The sequence below is a fragment of the Streptomyces sp. NPDC047108 genome, assembly GCF_040643575.1.
Classification (GTDB): Bacteria; Actinomycetota; Actinomycetes; order Streptomycetales; family Streptomycetaceae; genus Streptomyces.
In genome coordinates, this window is record NZ_JBEYUP010000006.1 from 366,435 (window position 1) to 382,417 (window position 15,983).

Sequence of the window (15,983 nt, forward strand, 5' to 3'; positions counted from 1 at the left end):
AACGGGGCCGGTGGATGCGTCCGCCGGCCCTGATGCGTTCGGTCAGGAACCGACACCGTCCTCCGCGAGGACGCGGTCGAGATTACGCTCGGCGAGGGCCGTGATCGTCACGAACGGGTTGACGCCGAGGGATCCGGGGATCAGCGAACCGTCGGTGACGTAGAGGCCGGGGTGGCCGCGCACCCGCCCGTAGTCGTCGGTCGCCTCCCCCAGCACGCAGCCGCCCAGCGGGTGGTAGCAGAAGTCGTCGGCGAAGGCCTTGTTGCCGCCGAAGAGATCGTGGCGGTAGACGGTGGCGTTCCGCCAGTTGATGCGGTCGAAGAGCTTACGGGCGGAGGCGACCGAGGGCTCGCTCTGCTCGCGTCTCCAGTTCAGCCGGGCCCGGTCGGCGGCGGCGTCGTAGGTGAACGACGCGCGCTCGCGGGTCCGGGTGATCGCGAGGTAGAGGCTGATCCAGTGCTCGAACCCCATCGGCAGGGGCGCGATCTCCGCGAACACGGGGTTGTCCGGGTTGTTCCAGTCGTCGATGGCCAGGACCGGGATCGTCGACTGCTGCGCGCCGGTGGTGTCCCAGACGTGGTTGGCGCGCGCCGTCATGACGTTGCCGTTGGTGCCCCAGCCGGTGCCGACGCGCGCGTCGAGGTCGGGCAGGGTGCCGGTCTCGCGGGCGCGCAGGAGCAGTTCGGTGGTGCCGAGGCTGCCCGCGCCGAGGAAGAGATGACGGCAGCCGATCTCGCGGGTCTCGATGACGTGGCCGGTCTCGTCGATGCGGTCGACGGTCAGGACGTAACGGCCGTCCGGCTCGCGGCGGATGCCCCTGACCCGGCAGAGGGTCTCGATGGTGACGTGGCCCGTGCCGAGGGCGTCGGCCAGATAAGTGCGGTCGAGGGTGCGCTTGCCGTGGTTGTTCCCGTAGATCACCTCGCCGTCGAGTGCGGACCGGGTGACCTCGCCCGCGGCCTCGCGCTGCATGTACGCGAAGTCGTAGACGCCTGGCACGAACGTCGTCCGCAGTCCGGTCCGGTGGGCGTGGGTGCGCGAGACGCGGGCGAAGCGGTACCAGGGCGTGGACTCGAACCAGTCGGGTGGCACGGTGTTGACGCCCAGGGTGCGCTCGGCGAGCGGGAACCACCGGTCGTACATCCCGGCGGCGTCCACGCGCGGAAGGACCTCGGTGAAGTACGCGCGCGACGGCTTCACCGCCATGCCGCCGTTGACGAGCGAGCCGCCGCCGACGCCGCGCCCGACGTAGACGGACATGGCGTCGAACCGGACGCGGTCCAGGACGCCGGGGTACGGGTCGATGTCGCGGTTGACGACATCGAGCCAGAGGAAGGTGGCGAGCGGCGCCTCGGTGCGGGTGCGGAACCACATGGACCGGCGGTCCGGGGACCGGGTGGAACAGAACACCCGGCCGTCGGGGGCGGGTTCGTGCCAGAGCCGCCCCATCTCCAGGACCACGGTGCGCACGCCGGCCTCGCCGAGCCGGAGCGCGGCCACGGCGGCGCCGTAACCGGACCCGACGACGAGAGCCGGGACGTGGTCGGGCAGTGCGGCGCGGGACGGGAGCGCCGCGGCGGGGGCGGCGATACGGGTGAGCCCGATGGCGGCGGCCGTCTGGAGGGCGGCGAGACCCAGAAAGTGACGACGCGTCAGGTATGAGGTCATGCGCGCATGATGAGCAAGAAACCGTGAATCGCCCATAGCCATGCACATGACCGTTTTCGAGCACGGTCGAATACCCGACGTCAGCGGGAGACGCGGCGTACGGCGCGGCACGCTGAGGCGCGGCGCACGGCGGGGCACCGCGCGACCGCGGTGGCCGAGCCGCGCAAGTGACCACCCGCCCGAGCGCGGGCCTAGAGCAGGGCCGTCAGCCGCTCCGCGAGGATGTCCCAGCGCCAGCGCTCCTCGACCCAAGCGCGGCCCCGCTCGCCCATGCGGCGGCGCAGACCGGCGTCCTGCAGCAGCGCGGTGACCCGCTCGGCCGTCTCGTCGGAGGCGTTGCCGCGCACCACCCAGCCCGTCTCGCCGTCGAGCACCGCGTCCGGCGCACCGCCCGAGTCTCCGGCCACCACGGGCAGTCCGGTCGCGGACGCCTCCAGATAGACGATGCCGAGGCCCTCGACGTCGAGGCCGCCACGGCGCGTACGGCACGGCATGGCGAAGACGTCCCCGGCCCCGTAGTGCGCGGGCAGTTCCTCCCACGGGACGGGACCGGTGAAGCGCACGGAACCGGCGACCCCCGTCTCCTCGGCCAGCTTCTCCAGGTCCTTGGCGTACGGGCCGCCGCCGACGATCAGCAGGACGGCGTCCGGCACCGCCGCGAGCACCCGCGGCATCGCCCGGATCAGGGTGTCCTGCCCCTTGCGGGGCACGAGCCGCGAGACGCAGACGACGACGGGACGCCCGGCCAGCCCCAGCCGCTCCCGGATCTCGCCGCCGCCGGAGGCGGGGTGGAAGGTCTTCTCGTCGACGCCGGGCGGGAGTTGGACCATGCGACCGGCCGCTTCCCGCGTGAGCGCCCGTGCGATCCGCGAGCGGGTGTAGTCGCCGAGGTAGGTGATGGTGTCGGTGGACTCACCGATCCGCCGCAGGAGTTGGCGTGCGACGGGCAGCTGCGCCCATCCGGCCTCGTGCCCGTGGGTCGTCGCGACCAGCCGCCGCGCGCCCGCCTTCCGCAGCGCCGGGGCCATCAGCCCGAGCGGTGCCGCCGCCCCGAACCAGACCGAGCCGCAGCCGTGCTCGCGCAGCAGCGCCGCCGCGCGCCGGGTCACGCGCGGCGTGGGCAGCAGCACGGTCGTACGGTCGCGGACGACCGTGAACGGCTGCTCGGCGTCGAAGCGGGCGGTGGCCTCCAGGCCCTCGTGGTCCCGCTTCCAGGTGGAGGCGTAGACGACGACCTGTGCCGGGTCCAGACGCAGCGCGATGTTGTGCAGGAACGCCTGGATACCGCCCGGCCGGGGCGGGAAGTCGTTCGTGACGATCAGGGTCTTGTCCATCGCATGCCGACAGTAGCGGGTCCGCGCGGGTCGTCCGCTCGCGGCCCGTCCCGTAGGTCATGATGCACCGAAGGGTGCGTAAACGACAGAACGGGACGAGGCTCCATGGAGCAGGCGACCGTTTCCCCGGGCAGGCGGCAGGCGCGTCTGGCTCCGGTGGCGGTCTGGGCGGTGACCCGGGCCATCGTGCTGCTGTACGTGTTCAAGGTGCTGATCCTCCCGGGCCCCGACCTGACCACGGACGTCTCGGTGATCTACCGCGGCTGGTTCGAGGTGCTGCGCACCGGCACCTTCCCGGTGGACGACGTGACGTGGCAGTACCCGCCCGCGGCCGCCCTCGCGATCCTCTCCCCCGCCCTGCTGCCGTTCCTCGGCTACGCCTCGGCGTTCTTCGTCCTGGCCTGGCTGACCGACGCCGCGGTCCTCGCCCTGCTGCTGCGCGCGGGCCGGAGGCCGGGGCGCGATCCGGCGGGGGCCTGGGTGTGGGTGGCCGGGGTGCCGCTGCTCGGCCCCACCGCGTACGCCCGGTACGACGTGATGGTGACGGCGGTGGCGGTGGCGGCGCTCCTCGCCCTGCCGCGCCGTCCGCGCGCGATGGGGGCGCTCGCGGCCCTGGGCGCGCTGCTGAAGGTCTGGCCGGTCCTGCTCCTCCTCGGCGTGCGGCGCGGGCCGGTGACCCGTACCTGCTGGACGGCGGCCGCGGTGACGGCGGCGACCGTCGCCGTGCTCTTCTCCGCGGCGATGCCCGGCGCCCTGGCCTTCCTCACCTTCCAGCGCGACCGCGGTACGGAGATCGAGTCGCTCGGCGCGCTGGTCTTCCACGCCGCCCGGCACTTCGGCTGGGAGGGCCGGGTGCTGCTCAACTACGGGTCGGTGGAGTTCCTGGGCCCGTACGTGCCCGAGGTGAGCCGTCTCGCGCTCGTCCTCAGCGTCCTCGCGCTGATGTGGCTGGTGGTGTGGCGCCTCCGGGTGGTGCGGCCGGGGCCGGGCACGGCATGCGACGCCGCCCTCGCGGCCGTGCTTCTGTTCACGACGACGAGCCGGGTCATCAGCCCGCAGTATCTGCTCTGGCTGCTCGGACTGGCGGCGGTGTGCCTGACGGTGCGGGGCAGCCGGCAGGGGCCGACCGCGCTGCTGCTGCTCGCGGCGACGGCCGTCACGCAGATCGCCTTCCCCATCTGGTTCCCGCACGTGGTGGTGAGCGACGCGCTCGGCATCGCCGTGCTGGCGGTCCGCAACGGGCTGCTCGTCGCGGCGACGCTGGTCTGCTGCCGCCGCCTCTGGCGGCAGACGGTGACCGAACCCCGGCTGCGGGAGGACGCCGAGCGGGCCGCGGTCCCGCACCCGGCCGGGACGGACGCACCCGAGACACTCTCCCGCTGACGGCGGGGGCTCATGGCGGCGGGCTCACGGCGGCGGGCAGGACCCCGGCCCGCAACCCCGAGCCGCCGAGCCGCCGGCCGTCGAGCCGTCGAGCCGTCGAGCCGTCGAGCGGCCAACAGCCGCCGTCCGTCCGGGACTTCGCGCCCGCTACCGCGTCCGACCGTCCGGGCTCAGCTCCTGCGCGACGTACGCCCGCCAGCGGGCCGTGAAAGCCTCCGAGCCGATGCCCAGCACATCGTGCAGCGCCCGTTCCACCGCGCCCTCGCGCGTCGTCTGCGCGCCCACGGCCCGGTAGAACTGGCGGAGTTTCACCTCGCCCCACTGCTCGGCGACCATCCGGCAGGCCAGCCACCCGCCTTCGTACGCCGCCGCGAGCCGCCCGCCTCCCCCGGCGAAGCCGAAGTCGTCGTCGCCTGGCAGCTCCCGCGGCAGACGGCCGGACGCCGCGTCGCCGCTCAGCTCGGACGCGATCTCCTGCACCGAGCGGCCCGTACCGCGGTAGCCCATCCAGTCGGCGAAGCCCTCGGACAGCCACAGCGGGGTGGCGGCCGAGGTGTCCTCCCGCGTCGCCACGTGCGCCGTCTCATGGGTGAGCACCACGCCCTGACCGGTCTCGCCGAGCAGGCCGTACGCCTCGGGGTTCACGACGACGCGGTCCGCAGGCGCCCGCCCGCCGCCGCCCGCCTCGCCCGTGGTCACCGCCGCTATCCCCCGGTACGAGGCGGCGGGCGCGCCCAGCAGCGCGCTCATCCCCTGCAGCGACCCGGGGACGAGGACCACCACGCGCCGCGCCCACCGGCCCCGCCAGGCGTCGTCGACCGCGGGCACCGCCCCGTCAGCGGTCCTGGCCACACGCCGCAGCAGCCGCTCGTCCTGACCGACGCCCAGCAGCAGACTGCTCCTGCCGCGGACGACCGTGACCTCGCCCTGCTCCCACAGCGGCCGCGCGCGGGTTCTGCCGTCAGGGGTCCGTGCGTCCTCGGCGGCGATGTACCAGCGGCCGCCCCGCTCGGTGAGGGTGAGCCGCTGCACGGACTCCACGGGCGCCGTGTCGTAGCCCTTCAGGCGGTAGCCCAGCCGGACTTCGGCGGCGATCCGGTGCCCCTCCCCCGGCGCGGGCCGGAAGCCGCCGGTGCGGACGAGGCGGTAGCGCCAGCCGTCCAGCGGCACGTCGGCAAGATTGCGGAAGACCTTCCGCTGCTGGGCGCGGTAGCCGGTGGCGCGGGGGTCGACGGCGGCGAGGAAGCCGCGCCCGTCGCGGTCCAGCAGTGCCTCGGCCCGCCGGTCCAGCATGCGCTGGATGGTGCGGTCGTCGGGGCTCCGGGAGTCGGTCGCCGCGCCGGACGCACCGCAGCCGGCCGCGGCCGCGGGACCGGTGAGCAGGGCCATGACCAGCGCCACGCACCGCACGGCCCGCCGTCTCGCCCCGCTTCCCTGCCCTGCCACGCCCCCGATCGTACGAGCCCGGCGCGGCTGCCCGCCCAGGACCGTGCGGATCGGGCCGGGCCCTCAGACGCGGGTCACGGTGGCGCCGGGGATCATGCCGACGGGGTCGTAGCGCACCCGCGCGCCGGGGTAAGGCGCGTGCACCACCTGCCCGTTGCCCACGTACATCCCGACATGGCTGGCGTCGGAGCGGTAGGTGACCAGGTCACCGGGCCTGGCCTGGCTCAGCGGCACCTGCTGCCCCGCGAAGCGCTGCCCCTGCGAGGTCCGCGGAATGGCCATCCCCGCCTGGGCGTACGACCAGTAGGTCAACCCCGAGCAGTCGAACCCGGCGGGTCCGGCCATGCCCCAGATGTACGGGGCGCCGACCGCGCGCCGGGCTGCGGCGACCGCCGCGGCCGCCCGGGAGGAGGAGGGCGCCGCGTCCCCGAACAGAGCGCCCTGCAGCCCGTCGGACCGGCCGCCGGAGCGCGAGGCCCTGGCGTACGCCGCCCGCTCGGCCGGCGGGAGGGAGTTGAGCAGGGTCCGCGCGACGGCGAGCTTGCGCTCCACGGACTTCTTGCTGCGGGCCACATCGGCGCGGCTGCGCTCCAGTTCGGCGAGTTTCCGGCTCGCCTCCTGACGCTCCTGTTTCAGGACGCGCTGGGCTTCCTGGAGCGCGCGCAGCCGTCCGGCCTGGCGGTTGCCGATCCGGTCGAGCGTGGACGCCTTGTCGAGATAGCTCTCCGGGTTCTCGGAGAGGAGCAGCGAGAGCGCGGGGTCGATGCCGCCGGAGCGGTACTGGGCTCCGGCGAGGGTCGCGAGCCCGTCCCGCAGGCGGTTGACGCGCTCCTGGCCGCGGGCCACGCGGTCGCGCAGCCGCTCGGTCTGGTCGCTCAACCGGTCACGGTGCTCGTCCGCCGCGTTGAACCGCTCGGTGGCGCGCTCCGCCTCCTCGTAGAGGCGGTCCACCCGCGACGTGACATCCGTCGGGGTGTCGCGCGGGTCCGCGTCGGCGGATCCGGCGGAGAGCGCCGCGGCGGCGGTGGCCGCGGCGGCGGACAGGACGGAGACCCGGGTGACCCGGTCGGAACCGGACCGTGAGGGACGGCGATGGGACGCCACTGGCGGCCGCTCTCCCTTCCGCTGAGGGCCCGCGCCACCCGGTGGGCGGAGCTGGGGCCGACGACTGCGGGCAGAGAGTAACCGCATGATCGCGCAGCGTTCAAAGCCGGGAAGGGATACGGAACGTGACGCCCCGCCGGAGAACGCAGGTCACCGGCGGGGCGTGGAAACTTCACGGGGGTACCGATTCCCCCGGATGGGCGGTGCGCGGACGCCGTGCGACGCGATGCGGAACGCCGTCGTCCGGGGACGAACCACCGCCCGTCCGCGGGGGATTCACCCCGGGGTCAGACGCGGACCCCGAACTGGAACGGCATGTTGTTGATCGACTCGTAGCGCACGCTGGCACCCGGCTTCGGGGCGTGCAGGATCTGGCCGTTGCCGGCGTAGAGACCTATGTGGTGCAGGTCGCCGTAGAAGAGCACCAGGTCGCCCTTCTTCAGGGCGCTCTGGCTGGAGATCCTCTGACCGGCGTTGGCCTGCGACTGCGAGGTGCGCGGCAGGGAGACACCGGCCTGCGAGTAGGCCCACGAGGTGAGGCCGGAGCAGTCGAAGGAGCTCGGTCCTGTGGCGCCCCACACGTACGGGGAGCCGATCTTGGACTGGGCGGCGGAGAAGGCGGCACCGGCGCGCTGCGAGGACGGCAGGGCGTTGCCGAGGTCCGCGCGGCTGCTGGCGCGGTTGGCGCGCTCGGCCTCCGCGGCGGCGAGCGCCGCGCGCTCCTTGGCGGTCAGGGAGTTGAGGAGGGCCTGGGCCTTGGAGAGCTTGCCCTGGATCTCCTTCTTGTTGCCCGCGAGCGTCTTACGGGTCTCCGCCAGCTCCTCGAGCTTCGTGGAGGCCTCCTGGCGCTGCTGCTTGAGCGTGCGCTGCTTGTCCGCGATCTTGCGGAGCGCCTCGGCCTGCTTGGTGCTCAGCTGGTCGAGGGTGGACGCCTTGTCGAGGTAGGAGTCCGGGTCCGAGGAGAGCATGAGCTGCACGGACGGGTCGATGCCGCCGGTGCGGTACTGGGCCGTGGCCATCGAACCCAGGCCGTTGCGGAGCTCGTTCAGCTCGCCCTGGCCGCGGGCGACCTTGTCCTGGAGATCGCCGACCTGCTTCTCGAGCTTGTCCTGCTTCTCCTTGACCCCGTTGAACTTCTCGGTCGCGTTCTCGGCCTCTTCGTAGAGCTTGTCGACCTTGGCCTTGACCTCTTTCTTGGTCGGCTTCGGGTCGGCCTGCGCGGCCTGGGAGGTCAGGGCGACAGCCGCGGCGGCGGTCGCGGTGAGCACGGTCACGCGCGTGCGGCTCGGCTGCTTGGGTCGACGGTGGGACGCCACGGAGGCGAGCTCCTTCTTCCTCAGCCGCCTGCCGGGTGGGTGGGGAGTGGAGCGGTGACGCGTGCCCCGGACTCGGCGGTTCCCCCACGGTCATCCCGGATGGACGATCAACCGCGCGGAGGTTCGAGCCCAGACCTTAGTGACCATCCTGTGATCGCTTCAAATCCTCATCGGAAAAAAGTCTGTGACACCGCGCATTCTTTACACACGTCACACGGGCAGTGACGGGCACCTGACGCACCGCTGCCCCCAATTCGGGCAATAGACCCAGGAGTTGCTCAGGTACGCGAAAGCCGCTTGAGAAGCAGAGCGGATGCAACGGGGCGCGCGCCCGCGCGCGCGACCCCGTCGGCCACCTCGCGGTCGGTCGACACCACGACGACCGGACGGCCCGGAGGCTCCGCGCGGACGAGGCGGCGGATCAACTCGTCGGCGGTCTGCCCCGGTTTGCTGAAGAGCACCCGAACTCCGCGCGGCGGCGCGAGCAGTACCGGCGCGGCAAGTTCCGCACCGTCGAAGACACACGTCATCTCGGCACCGGTCTGCGCCGCGAGCACCGCGAGCCCGCCGAGCAGCCGCAGCCGCTGCTTCTCCAGCGGCATCGTCGGATAGCCCGTCTTGGTGACGTTGTAGCCGTCCACCACCAAGTGGGCCTGGGGCAGGGCGAGAAGCTGGTCCAGCAGGGCGGGGTCGGTGTCCGACAGGGCGCGGCTCGCCACGTCCTTGGGCGTCATCCGGCCCGGCTCGACCGCGTCGACGGTGTCGGCCGGGTGCATCGACGCGGGCGGCAGCGCCAGCTCGCGCCGCAGCCCCTGCGCCGCGTCGAGCACCGTGTCCAGCAGCAGCCGCACCCGCATGTCCTCGACGCTGCGGCCCTCGCGGGCGGCCCGCCGGCTCGCCTCGAGCGCCGACTCCGTCTCGGCCAGCCGCGCCTTCAGCCTCCGCGCCTCGGTCTCGGCGGAGGACTTCTCCGCGGCGGCGGCCTCCCGTACGGAGTCGAGTTCGGCCGCGGCCTTGCGCAGCGCCGCCTCACCGCGCCGTACGTCGTTCTCCGCGCTGCGCAGCTTGCGCTGCAGCCGGTCGGCGTCCTTGCGGGCGGACTCCAGCTCGGTGCGCATGTGCTCGGTCTCGTCACGGGCGGCCGAGCGTGCGGCGGCCAGTTCCTCGCGCAGCCGCTGCAGTTCGCGGGCCGCGTCCTCCTCGGCCTTCTCGGCCTGCGCGCGCTGCACCTCTTCACCCGCGGCGGCGACCAGCTTCACCCAGCCGGGCGGGCGCAGCACGTACGCCGCGGCCGCCACGTCCAGCGGATCGGCCGCCGCGGGCACCGAGCCCGCGTCCAGCGCCTCGGCCAGCTCCGGCTGCCCCGCGCGGACCAGTTCGGCCACCCGCTGCCGGAAGAGCGCGTGGCTCTCCAGCGCCGACGCCATCGCATTGCCCGCGAACTTCGCCCGTCGGGTGGGGGTGAAACGGGCGTACTGCCGCAACTGCGTCGGGAGTTCCGCCACGGTGAGATCCCCGAAGGCGTCCGCGACGAGGGCGATCACCTTGCGCCGCACCCCCTCGGGCAGGGGGCGGTCGAGCACCTCGGCGGCACCAGCGGCCTCGTCGGCCCCGGCAGCGCCGCCTTCGCTACGCTCCACCACCTGTCACCGCTCCGTTCTCAGGCGCTCACGCCCGGACGGTCCACCAGCTCGGTCCGGTCCGCCGCGTCGCATCAGCGGCAGCGCACGCTCGTGATGGTCCCACCGGCCGTGCCGCTCCCACCGACGACGCCGCCGTCCTCGGACCCGCCCCCATCGGCCGGGCCGAGCTGAACGTACCCGACCGCCCGGGTCGTACGGGTGCCGGCGAAACGCGCGGGAACGCCGCTCGGGGTGCGGCGCCGACGGGTTTCGGCCGCCTGCTGGGGTACGCCCATGATGTCGTCCTTCTCCAGGTGCTTTCCGTCACCCTACGACCTGGCGGGGAGGGGGCGCCGGGGCCGGGCGGCCAACGGGGGCACGGCGAGGCGCGCCGGGGAGTTTCGTCCGGTTACGCCATGCTCTGTTCATGATCGGTAAGGTGATCGCGGAGCAGCGGGCCCGGGTGGCTGCGGCCGGACGGTTCCTTCCCCGGGCGCGGCACGGACGGCAGCCGGTCGTGACGTACGCCCTCATCGTCCTCTGCTTCGTGATCTTCGTCGCGGGACCCTCCGCCGGGCTGAACCCGGTGTACGGCAGAGGGGTCGATCTGCATACGGCCCAGGTGGCGTACTTCGAACGGTGGGGCGTCGTCCCCCGCGACCTGCTCGCGGCTTCCCCGCGCGCGCTGCTCACCCCGTTGACGGCACTGTTCGTGCACGGGAGCTGGCTGCACCTGCTGGGCAATCTGCTGTTCCTCTTCGTCTTCGGCGGTATGGCGGAGGAGCGCATGGGGAGGACGGGGTTCGCGCTCTTCTACCTCGCGACCGGCTACCTGGCGCTGGCCGGGTTCGCGGCCGCGCACCCCGGCTCGACCCAGACCGTGGTCGGGGCTTCCGGCGCCATCTCCGGCGTGCTGGGCGCGTTCCTCTACCTGCTGCCGACGGCCCGGGTGACCAGCCTCTTCCCCTTTCTCTTCTTCGTGCCGCTGCGCTTCCCCGCGTGGATGGTGCTGATTTTCTGGTTCGTCCTCCAGTGGCTGGCGGCCCGTACGGTCACGACCCGGCCCGGTGTGGCCTACCTGGCCCATCTCATCGGCTTCTGCCTGGGCTTCCTCTACGCCTGGGCGCGCTACGGACGCGGGACGAGCGGGGGCGGAGCCACCAGGCGTGGCACCGCGGACGGTGAGGCTAGAGTGAGCAGCGCAGCCAGGGCGACCGAGGGAGAGAGCCAGCCGTGATCACCGCGATCGTGCTCATCAAGACCAGCGTGGACCGCATCCCCGAGATCGCCGAGACGATCGCCGCCCTGGAGAACGTCAGCGAGGTCTACTCGGTCACGGGCAATTACGACCTGGTGGCGATGGTCCGCGTGGGCGAGCACGACGACCTGGCGGACATCATCCCCGGACGGATCAGCAAGATCCCCGGCGTCGAGGTCACGGACACGCATGTGGCGTTCCGTACGTACTCCCAGCACGACCTGGAAGCGGCGTTCGCGATCGGTCTCGACGCGTAGCGGCTTGAGGGCCTTCGGCCCTCGCCGCGGAGCGGTTGCTTCAAGGGCCGGGGCCCTTGAAGCATGTCGGTTGGGGTGCGGCTTGCGCCGGGCGGCGGGTGGTGGTGTTGCCGCAGGGCGCGGCGGGATCTGCGCGTCCGCGGGCAGTCCGCGCGAGCGCCTACGGTCCAGGTCGCCGGGCGTGGTGCGGCGGCTGAACGCCGGTGGCCGTCGCTGCGCCCACCCGTCCCGCCCCGGCGGACGACTGCCCACAGCAGCGCACCCGCAGCGCCAACTCCGCCACGGGCGACCCCCCGAGGCGGTCCGCTCACCCGCCTCCGCGGGCAGCCCCTCGCGGGCACCGGGCCTCGTCCGGCGGATGAGCGCCGGTGGTCGGCGCTGGGCCGCCCGTCCCGCCAGGACGGGACGGGCGGCCGCAGCGGGGCCAATCCCCATCGGCGGGGACCCGTTGAGACCGGTCCGAGCCCGGCGCGCGGCCGTGCGGCGGGTTACGCGTTGCGGTCCGGGACGCAGCGGCCGTCCTCCGTGCGGTAGGTCCACTGGGCGCCGTTCGCGACCAGTTCCTTCACCGCCGCGACGAAGCGGTCCACGTGCTCCTCCGGCGTGCCCGCGCCGAAGCTGACGCGGATCGCGTTGAGCGACTTCTCCCCCGGGGCCGCAGCCTCCGGCGCCCCGCACTCCCCCGGCTCGTCCGCGTGGCTGCCCAGCAGCGTCCTGACCAGCGGGTGCGCGCAGAAGAGGCCGTCCCGTACGCCGATGCCGTACTCGGCGGAGAGCGCCGCGGCGAAGTGCGAGCTGTTCCAGCCGTCGACGACGAACGACAGGACGCCGACCCGCGGCGCGTCGTCGCCGAACAGCGACAGCACGCTCACCTCCGGGACCTCCGCCAGCCCTTCCCGAACGCGCGCGACCAGCGCCTGCTCGCGCTCCACCAGCGTCTCGAAGCCCGCCTCGGTGAGCGCCTTGCAGGCGGAGGCAATGGCGTAGACGCCGATGACGTTCGGCGAACCGGCCTCGTGCCGGGCCGCCGTGGTGTGCCACTCCACGTCCACGCCGCCGTCCGCGCGCCGCGCGACCGTACGGCTCGCACCGCCGCCCGCGAGGTACGGCTCGGCCTCCAGCAGCCAGTCGGCGCGTCCGGCGAGGACGCCCGAGCCGAACGGGGCGTACAGCTTGTGCCCGGAGAAGGCCACCCAGTCCACGTCCGACTCCGCGATGTCCACGGGGTGGTGGGGGGCGAGCTGCGCCGCGTCGAGCACGATGCGGGCACCGTGGGCGTGGGCCGCTGCGGTCAGCTCCTGTACGGGCCACAGCTCGCCGGTGACGTTCGAGGCGCCCGTGACGCACACCAGCGCCGGGCCGTACGGCTCCCTGCCGGCGAGCGCTCGCTCCAGCGTCTCGACGGCCTCCCACGGCGTGCGGGGCGCGTCGAGGACGGAGACCTCGACACCCGGGGCCTGCTGCCAGGGCAGCAGTGAGGCGTGGTGCTCGGTCTCGAAGACGAACACCCGCGTGCCCTGCGGGAGTACGGACGCCAGCAGGTTGAGCGAGTCGGTGGTGGAGCGTGTGAAGACGACCTGGTCGTCGTCGCGGCAGCCGAGGAACTCGGCGACGGCGGCACGGCTGTTCTCGAAGAGGTCGGTGGAGAGCTGCGAGAGGTACCCGGCACCGCGGTGGACGCTGCCGTAGTACGGGGCGTAGGCGGCGACGTCGTCCCACACCCGCTGCAGCGCGGGCGCGCTGGCCGCGTAGTCGAGGGCGGCGTACGTGACCTCGCCGCCGGTGACGAGCGGCACGAGGACGTCCCGGCCGAGGACGGGCAGCGGGGCGCCGACGGCGGACGCGGCGCAACAGGCGCCGGACGCCTCGGAGGCGGTGCCGTCGGCGGCGGTGGCAGCAGGGGCGGAGGCGGTCGAGGCGGTGGCAGCAGGGCGCACGGACATGGCGGAATCTCCCGGTGACAGGTGAAAGGCTTCTCAGGGACGCACGCGTCGCGCAGTACCGGCGCGGACGGCGTACGGAAGGCGCCTCGGCACACGGACGATCGCGGAGTGATCACCGCACGGAGGCTGTGGGAACGGGCCGCGGGCCCTAGCGCATTCGCTGATTCACGGAAGATCTCCCTCGACGACCCAGGATCCCTGGCGAGGGATCCGCGCTTGCCGCAGACCTCGCTGCCTGCGGCCTGGTCATCACCCGGGGCACCCCGCCACGGACGGAGGGTTGCCGGACAGCGGGCCGGGGCCTGTGTCGCTGTCACTCGTGACCTGGCGAGCATCATGCCACAAGGCCGTCATCGCGCAGGCCGCTGTCCGATACGTGGACAGCGGCCTGCGTTACGGCCTGTTGCGGCGGCTTCCTCACACCGGGTGCGGGAAGTCCAAGTGCCGTACGGATCAGAGCCGTTGGCGGCTCCGCGGGCTCAGCCGGTGGTGGACCCGGCGGCTCAGCCGTGGGTCGCCCCGACCCAGCGCTCCAGCGTCCGCCGTGCCGCCCCCGAGTCGACCGACTCGGCGGCCCGCTCCATCGCGGCCGCGATCTGCTCGGTGAGCGGCGCGTCCCGCGGGTCCAGGGCGACCAGCGCCGCGGCCGAGTTGAGCAGCACCGCGTCCCGTACGGGCCCGGTCTCGCCCGCCAGCAGGCGGCGGGCGACATCGGCGTTGTACGAGGCGTCCGCACCCCGCAGGGCCTCCACCGGCACCAGGTCGATCCCGATGTCGCGCGGGTCGAAGGACTCCTGCCGCACGGTCCCGTCCCGGACGACCCACACCTGCGAGGTGGCGGTGGTGGTCAGCTCGTCCAGCCCGTCGTCCCCGCGGAAGACGAGCGCCGACGAGCCGCGTTCGGCCAGGACACCGGCCATGATCGGCGCCATGCGCGGGTCGGCCACACCGGTCGCCTGGGCCCGCACCTTGGCCGGATTCGTCAGCGGGCCGAGGAAGTTGAACGTCGTGGGAATCCCCAACTCGCGCCGCGCGGGGGCCACATGACGCAGCGCGGGGTGGAACTTCACGGCGAAGCAGAACGTGATGCCGGCCTCGTCCGCGACCTCGACCACGCGCTGCGGCGACAGGTCGAGGTTGACGCCCAGCTTCTCCAGGACGTCGGAGGCCCCGCTCGCGGAGGAGGCGGCCCGGTTGCCGTGCTTGACGACCCGGGCGCCCGTGCCGGCGACGACGATGGCCGACATCGTCGAGATGTTCACGGTCTTGGCCCGGTCACCGCCGGTGCCGACGATGTCCACGCTCGGGCCTGGTACGTCGATGACATTGGCGTGGTCGTACATCGTCCGGACGAGGCCGGAGACCTCCTCGACCGTCTCGCCCTTGGCGCGCAGGGCGACCGCGAAGCCCGCGATCTGCACGTCCGTGGCTTCGCCGCGCATGATCCGGTCCATGGCCCAGGCGGTGTCCTCGGCGGTCAGGTTCTGGCCGGCGAGGAGGGAGGTCAGGACATCCGGCCAGGTGCGGGCCGCCGCGGGGCTGTCAGCTCCGGCTGGGGTCACACGGTCCATGGTCCGCTCCTGGATGTCGGATGGGCAGGTGGCGGCCGCCACCTGCGGTCTTGCGGCCAGCCTATCGGCGTGGCGGACCCGGCCGCGGCCGAGCCCGGAGTACGGACAGCGGCGGGCCTGCCGGGCACGGTGAGGCCCGGTCCCACCCCTGCCCCTTCCGTACGGCGCCGCCCTCCGTACGGGGTCCGGGCCCCCCACACGCCCGAGAGCCCCGGGTCCGCTCCCGAAGGGGCGGGCCCGGGGCCCTCGTACGACTCCTGCGGAGTCCGGCAGGCGGCCGGCGGTCCGGTCAGTGGTGACCGTGGCCCTCGGTGATCTCCCGGTACTCCTCGGCGGTCGGCTTGGCGATCTGGCTGTCCTGGCCGTAGAAGCCCTTCGACATCCGCGCGCGCAGCTTCTGCGTGCGCTTGATCTTCCGCCGTACTCCGTTCTCGTCGACCTCGGGGCCGAGCTCGAGCGGCGTGTACTGGTCGTGCTGCGTGAGCGTGTGCAGCTGCTGCTGCGACAGCGGCTCGTGCACCTCGATGAACTCACCGTGCGGCAGCCGCTTGATGATGCCGGTCTCACGACCGTGCAGCACCTTGTCCCGGTCACGCCGCTGCAGACCCAGACAGATCCGCTTGGTGACGACGAAGGTCAGGACCGGCAGCACGAAGAAGCCGATCCGGCCGAACCAGGTGATCGCGTTGATCGACAGGTGGAAGTGCGTGGCCCAGATGTCGTTGCCACCACCGACGAGCAGGATGAAGTACACGCTCAGCCAGGCCGCACCGAAGGCGGTACGGGTCGGGGCGTTGCGCGGGCGGTCCAGGATGTGGTGCTCGCGCTTGTCCCCGGTGACCCAGGACTCGATGAACGGCCACACCGCGATGGCGACCAGCACCAGCGGGAAGATCATCAGCGGGATGAACACACCCAGCGCGAGCGTATGGCCCGCGAAGTTGATCTCCCAGCCGGGCATCAGACGGATGAGGCCCTCGGAGAAGCCCATGTACCAGTCGGGCTGGGCGCCGGTGGAGACCTGGTCCGGAATGTAGGGCCCCAGAGCCCAGATCGGGTTGATGCTCGCGATCGCCGCGAT

The 15,983-nt window shown here is 73.1% G+C and carries 11 protein-coding genes, 1 pseudogene and 1 riboswitch; of the genes and pseudogenes, 3 read left to right on the plus strand and 9 right to left on the minus strand.

Features of this window, described 5'->3' with window-relative positions:
- Positions 1-42: 42 nt before the first annotated feature.
- Both ABZ822_RS16265 and ABZ822_RS16270 read right to left on the minus strand, forming a co-directional pair.
- Positions 43-1,668: a GMC oxidoreductase gene (locus tag ABZ822_RS16265; protein ID WP_360853291.1), complete on the minus strand. Its 1,626-nt coding sequence runs from the start codon at positions 1,666-1,668 to the stop codon at positions 43-45.
- Between the two features lie 191 nt (positions 1,669-1,859).
- The gene (locus ABZ822_RS16270) at positions 1,860-3,002 is read right to left on the minus strand and encodes a glycosyltransferase family 4 protein (RefSeq protein WP_360853294.1); all 1,143 of its coding nucleotides are present in this window, start codon (positions 3,000-3,002) and stop codon (positions 1,860-1,862) included.
- Positions 3,003-3,107: 105 nt separating this feature from the next.
- On the opposite strand from ABZ822_RS16270, the gene ABZ822_RS16275 reads away from it, so the two are divergent.
- Entirely contained in the window at positions 3,108-4,385 is a 1,278-nt protein-coding gene (locus ABZ822_RS16275) for a glycosyltransferase 87 family protein (protein WP_360853298.1), read from the plus strand.
- Between the two features lie 147 nt (positions 4,386-4,532).
- On the opposite strand, the gene ABZ822_RS16280 is transcribed toward ABZ822_RS16275, so the two are convergent.
- From ABZ822_RS16280 to ABZ822_RS16295, 4 genes are all read right to left on the minus strand, one after another.
- Entirely contained in the window at positions 4,533-5,831 is a 1,299-nt protein-coding gene (locus ABZ822_RS16280) for a hypothetical protein (protein ID WP_360853301.1), read from the minus strand.
- A gap of 63 nt (positions 5,832-5,894) precedes the next feature.
- The gene (locus ABZ822_RS16285; protein ID WP_360853304.1) at positions 5,895-6,935 is read right to left on the minus strand and encodes an NlpC/P60 family protein; all 1,041 of its coding nucleotides are present in this window, start codon (positions 6,933-6,935) and stop codon (positions 5,895-5,897) included.
- Between the two features lie 287 nt (positions 6,936-7,222).
- Positions 7,223-8,251 carry an NlpC/P60 family protein gene (locus tag ABZ822_RS16290; RefSeq protein WP_360853307.1) on the minus strand — a complete coding sequence of 343 codons (1,029 nt, stop codon included), beginning with the start codon at positions 8,249-8,251 and terminating at the stop codon, positions 7,223-7,225.
- 278 nt (positions 8,252-8,529) lie between these two features.
- Complete coding sequence (locus ABZ822_RS16295) at positions 8,530-9,891, minus strand: NYN domain-containing protein (protein ID WP_360853386.1); 1,362 nt, start codon at positions 9,889-9,891, stop codon at positions 8,530-8,532.
- 409 nt (positions 9,892-10,300) lie between these two features.
- Between ABZ822_RS16295 and ABZ822_RS16300 the strand changes: the two genes are divergently transcribed.
- Together ABZ822_RS16300 and ABZ822_RS16305 are read left to right on the plus strand one after the other, a co-directional pair.
- Entirely contained in the window at positions 10,301-11,110 is an 810-nt protein-coding gene (locus ABZ822_RS16300) for a rhomboid family intramembrane serine protease (protein WP_360853310.1), read from the plus strand.
- Positions 11,107-11,388, plus strand: a complete 282-nt coding sequence (locus tag ABZ822_RS16305) for an Lrp/AsnC ligand binding domain-containing protein (protein ID WP_360853313.1) — start codon at positions 11,107-11,109, stop codon at positions 11,386-11,388. Before ABZ822_RS16300 ends, ABZ822_RS16305 begins: the two co-directional genes overlap by 4 nt.
- A gap of 488 nt (positions 11,389-11,876) precedes the next feature.
- Here ABZ822_RS16305 and ABZ822_RS16310 read toward each other — a convergent pair whose 3' ends face one another.
- The 3 genes and pseudogenes from ABZ822_RS16310 to ABZ822_RS16320 all read right to left on the minus strand — a co-directional run.
- Positions 11,877-13,331: an aminotransferase class V-fold PLP-dependent enzyme gene (locus tag ABZ822_RS16310; RefSeq protein WP_360853316.1), complete on the minus strand. Its 1,455-nt coding sequence runs from the start codon at positions 13,329-13,331 to the stop codon at positions 11,877-11,879.
- Positions 13,332-13,538: 207 nt separating this feature from the next.
- A riboswitch (SAM riboswitch) is annotated at positions 13,539-13,656 on the minus strand.
- A gap of 178 nt (positions 13,657-13,834) precedes the next feature.
- Positions 13,835-14,902 carry an anthranilate phosphoribosyltransferase gene (gene trpD, locus ABZ822_RS16315; RefSeq protein WP_360853319.1) on the minus strand — a complete coding sequence of 356 codons (1,068 nt, stop codon included), beginning with the start codon at positions 14,900-14,902 and terminating at the stop codon, positions 13,835-13,837.
- A 289-nt stretch (positions 14,903-15,191) separates the two neighbouring features.
- Positions 15,192-15,983 (minus strand): annotated as a pseudogene (locus ABZ822_RS16320) (ubiquinol-cytochrome c reductase cytochrome b subunit); the annotation flags it as partial.

Excerpts from the sequence above, each read along its gene's own strand:
- ABZ822_RS16270 (WP_360853294.1), bottom strand. The coding sequence starts at position 3,002 with ATGGACAAGACCCTGATCGTCACGAACGACTTCCCGCCCCGGCCGGGC.
- ABZ822_RS16310 (WP_360853316.1), bottom strand. The coding sequence starts at position 13,331 with ATGTCCGTGCGCCCTGCTGCCACCGCCTCGACCGCCTCCGCCCCTGCT.
- ABZ822_RS16300 (WP_360853310.1), top strand. The coding sequence starts at position 10,301 with ATGATCGGTAAGGTGATCGCGGAGCAGCGGGCCCGGGTGGCTGCGGCC.
- trpD (WP_360853319.1), bottom strand. The coding sequence starts at position 14,902 with ATGGACCGTGTGACCCCAGCCGGAGCTGACAGCCCCGCGGCGGCCCGC.
- ABZ822_RS16265 (WP_360853291.1), bottom strand. The coding sequence starts at position 1,668 with ATGACCTCATACCTGACGCGTCGTCACTTTCTGGGTCTCGCCGCCCTC.
- ABZ822_RS16275 (WP_360853298.1), top strand. The coding sequence starts at position 3,108 with ATGGAGCAGGCGACCGTTTCCCCGGGCAGGCGGCAGGCGCGTCTGGCT.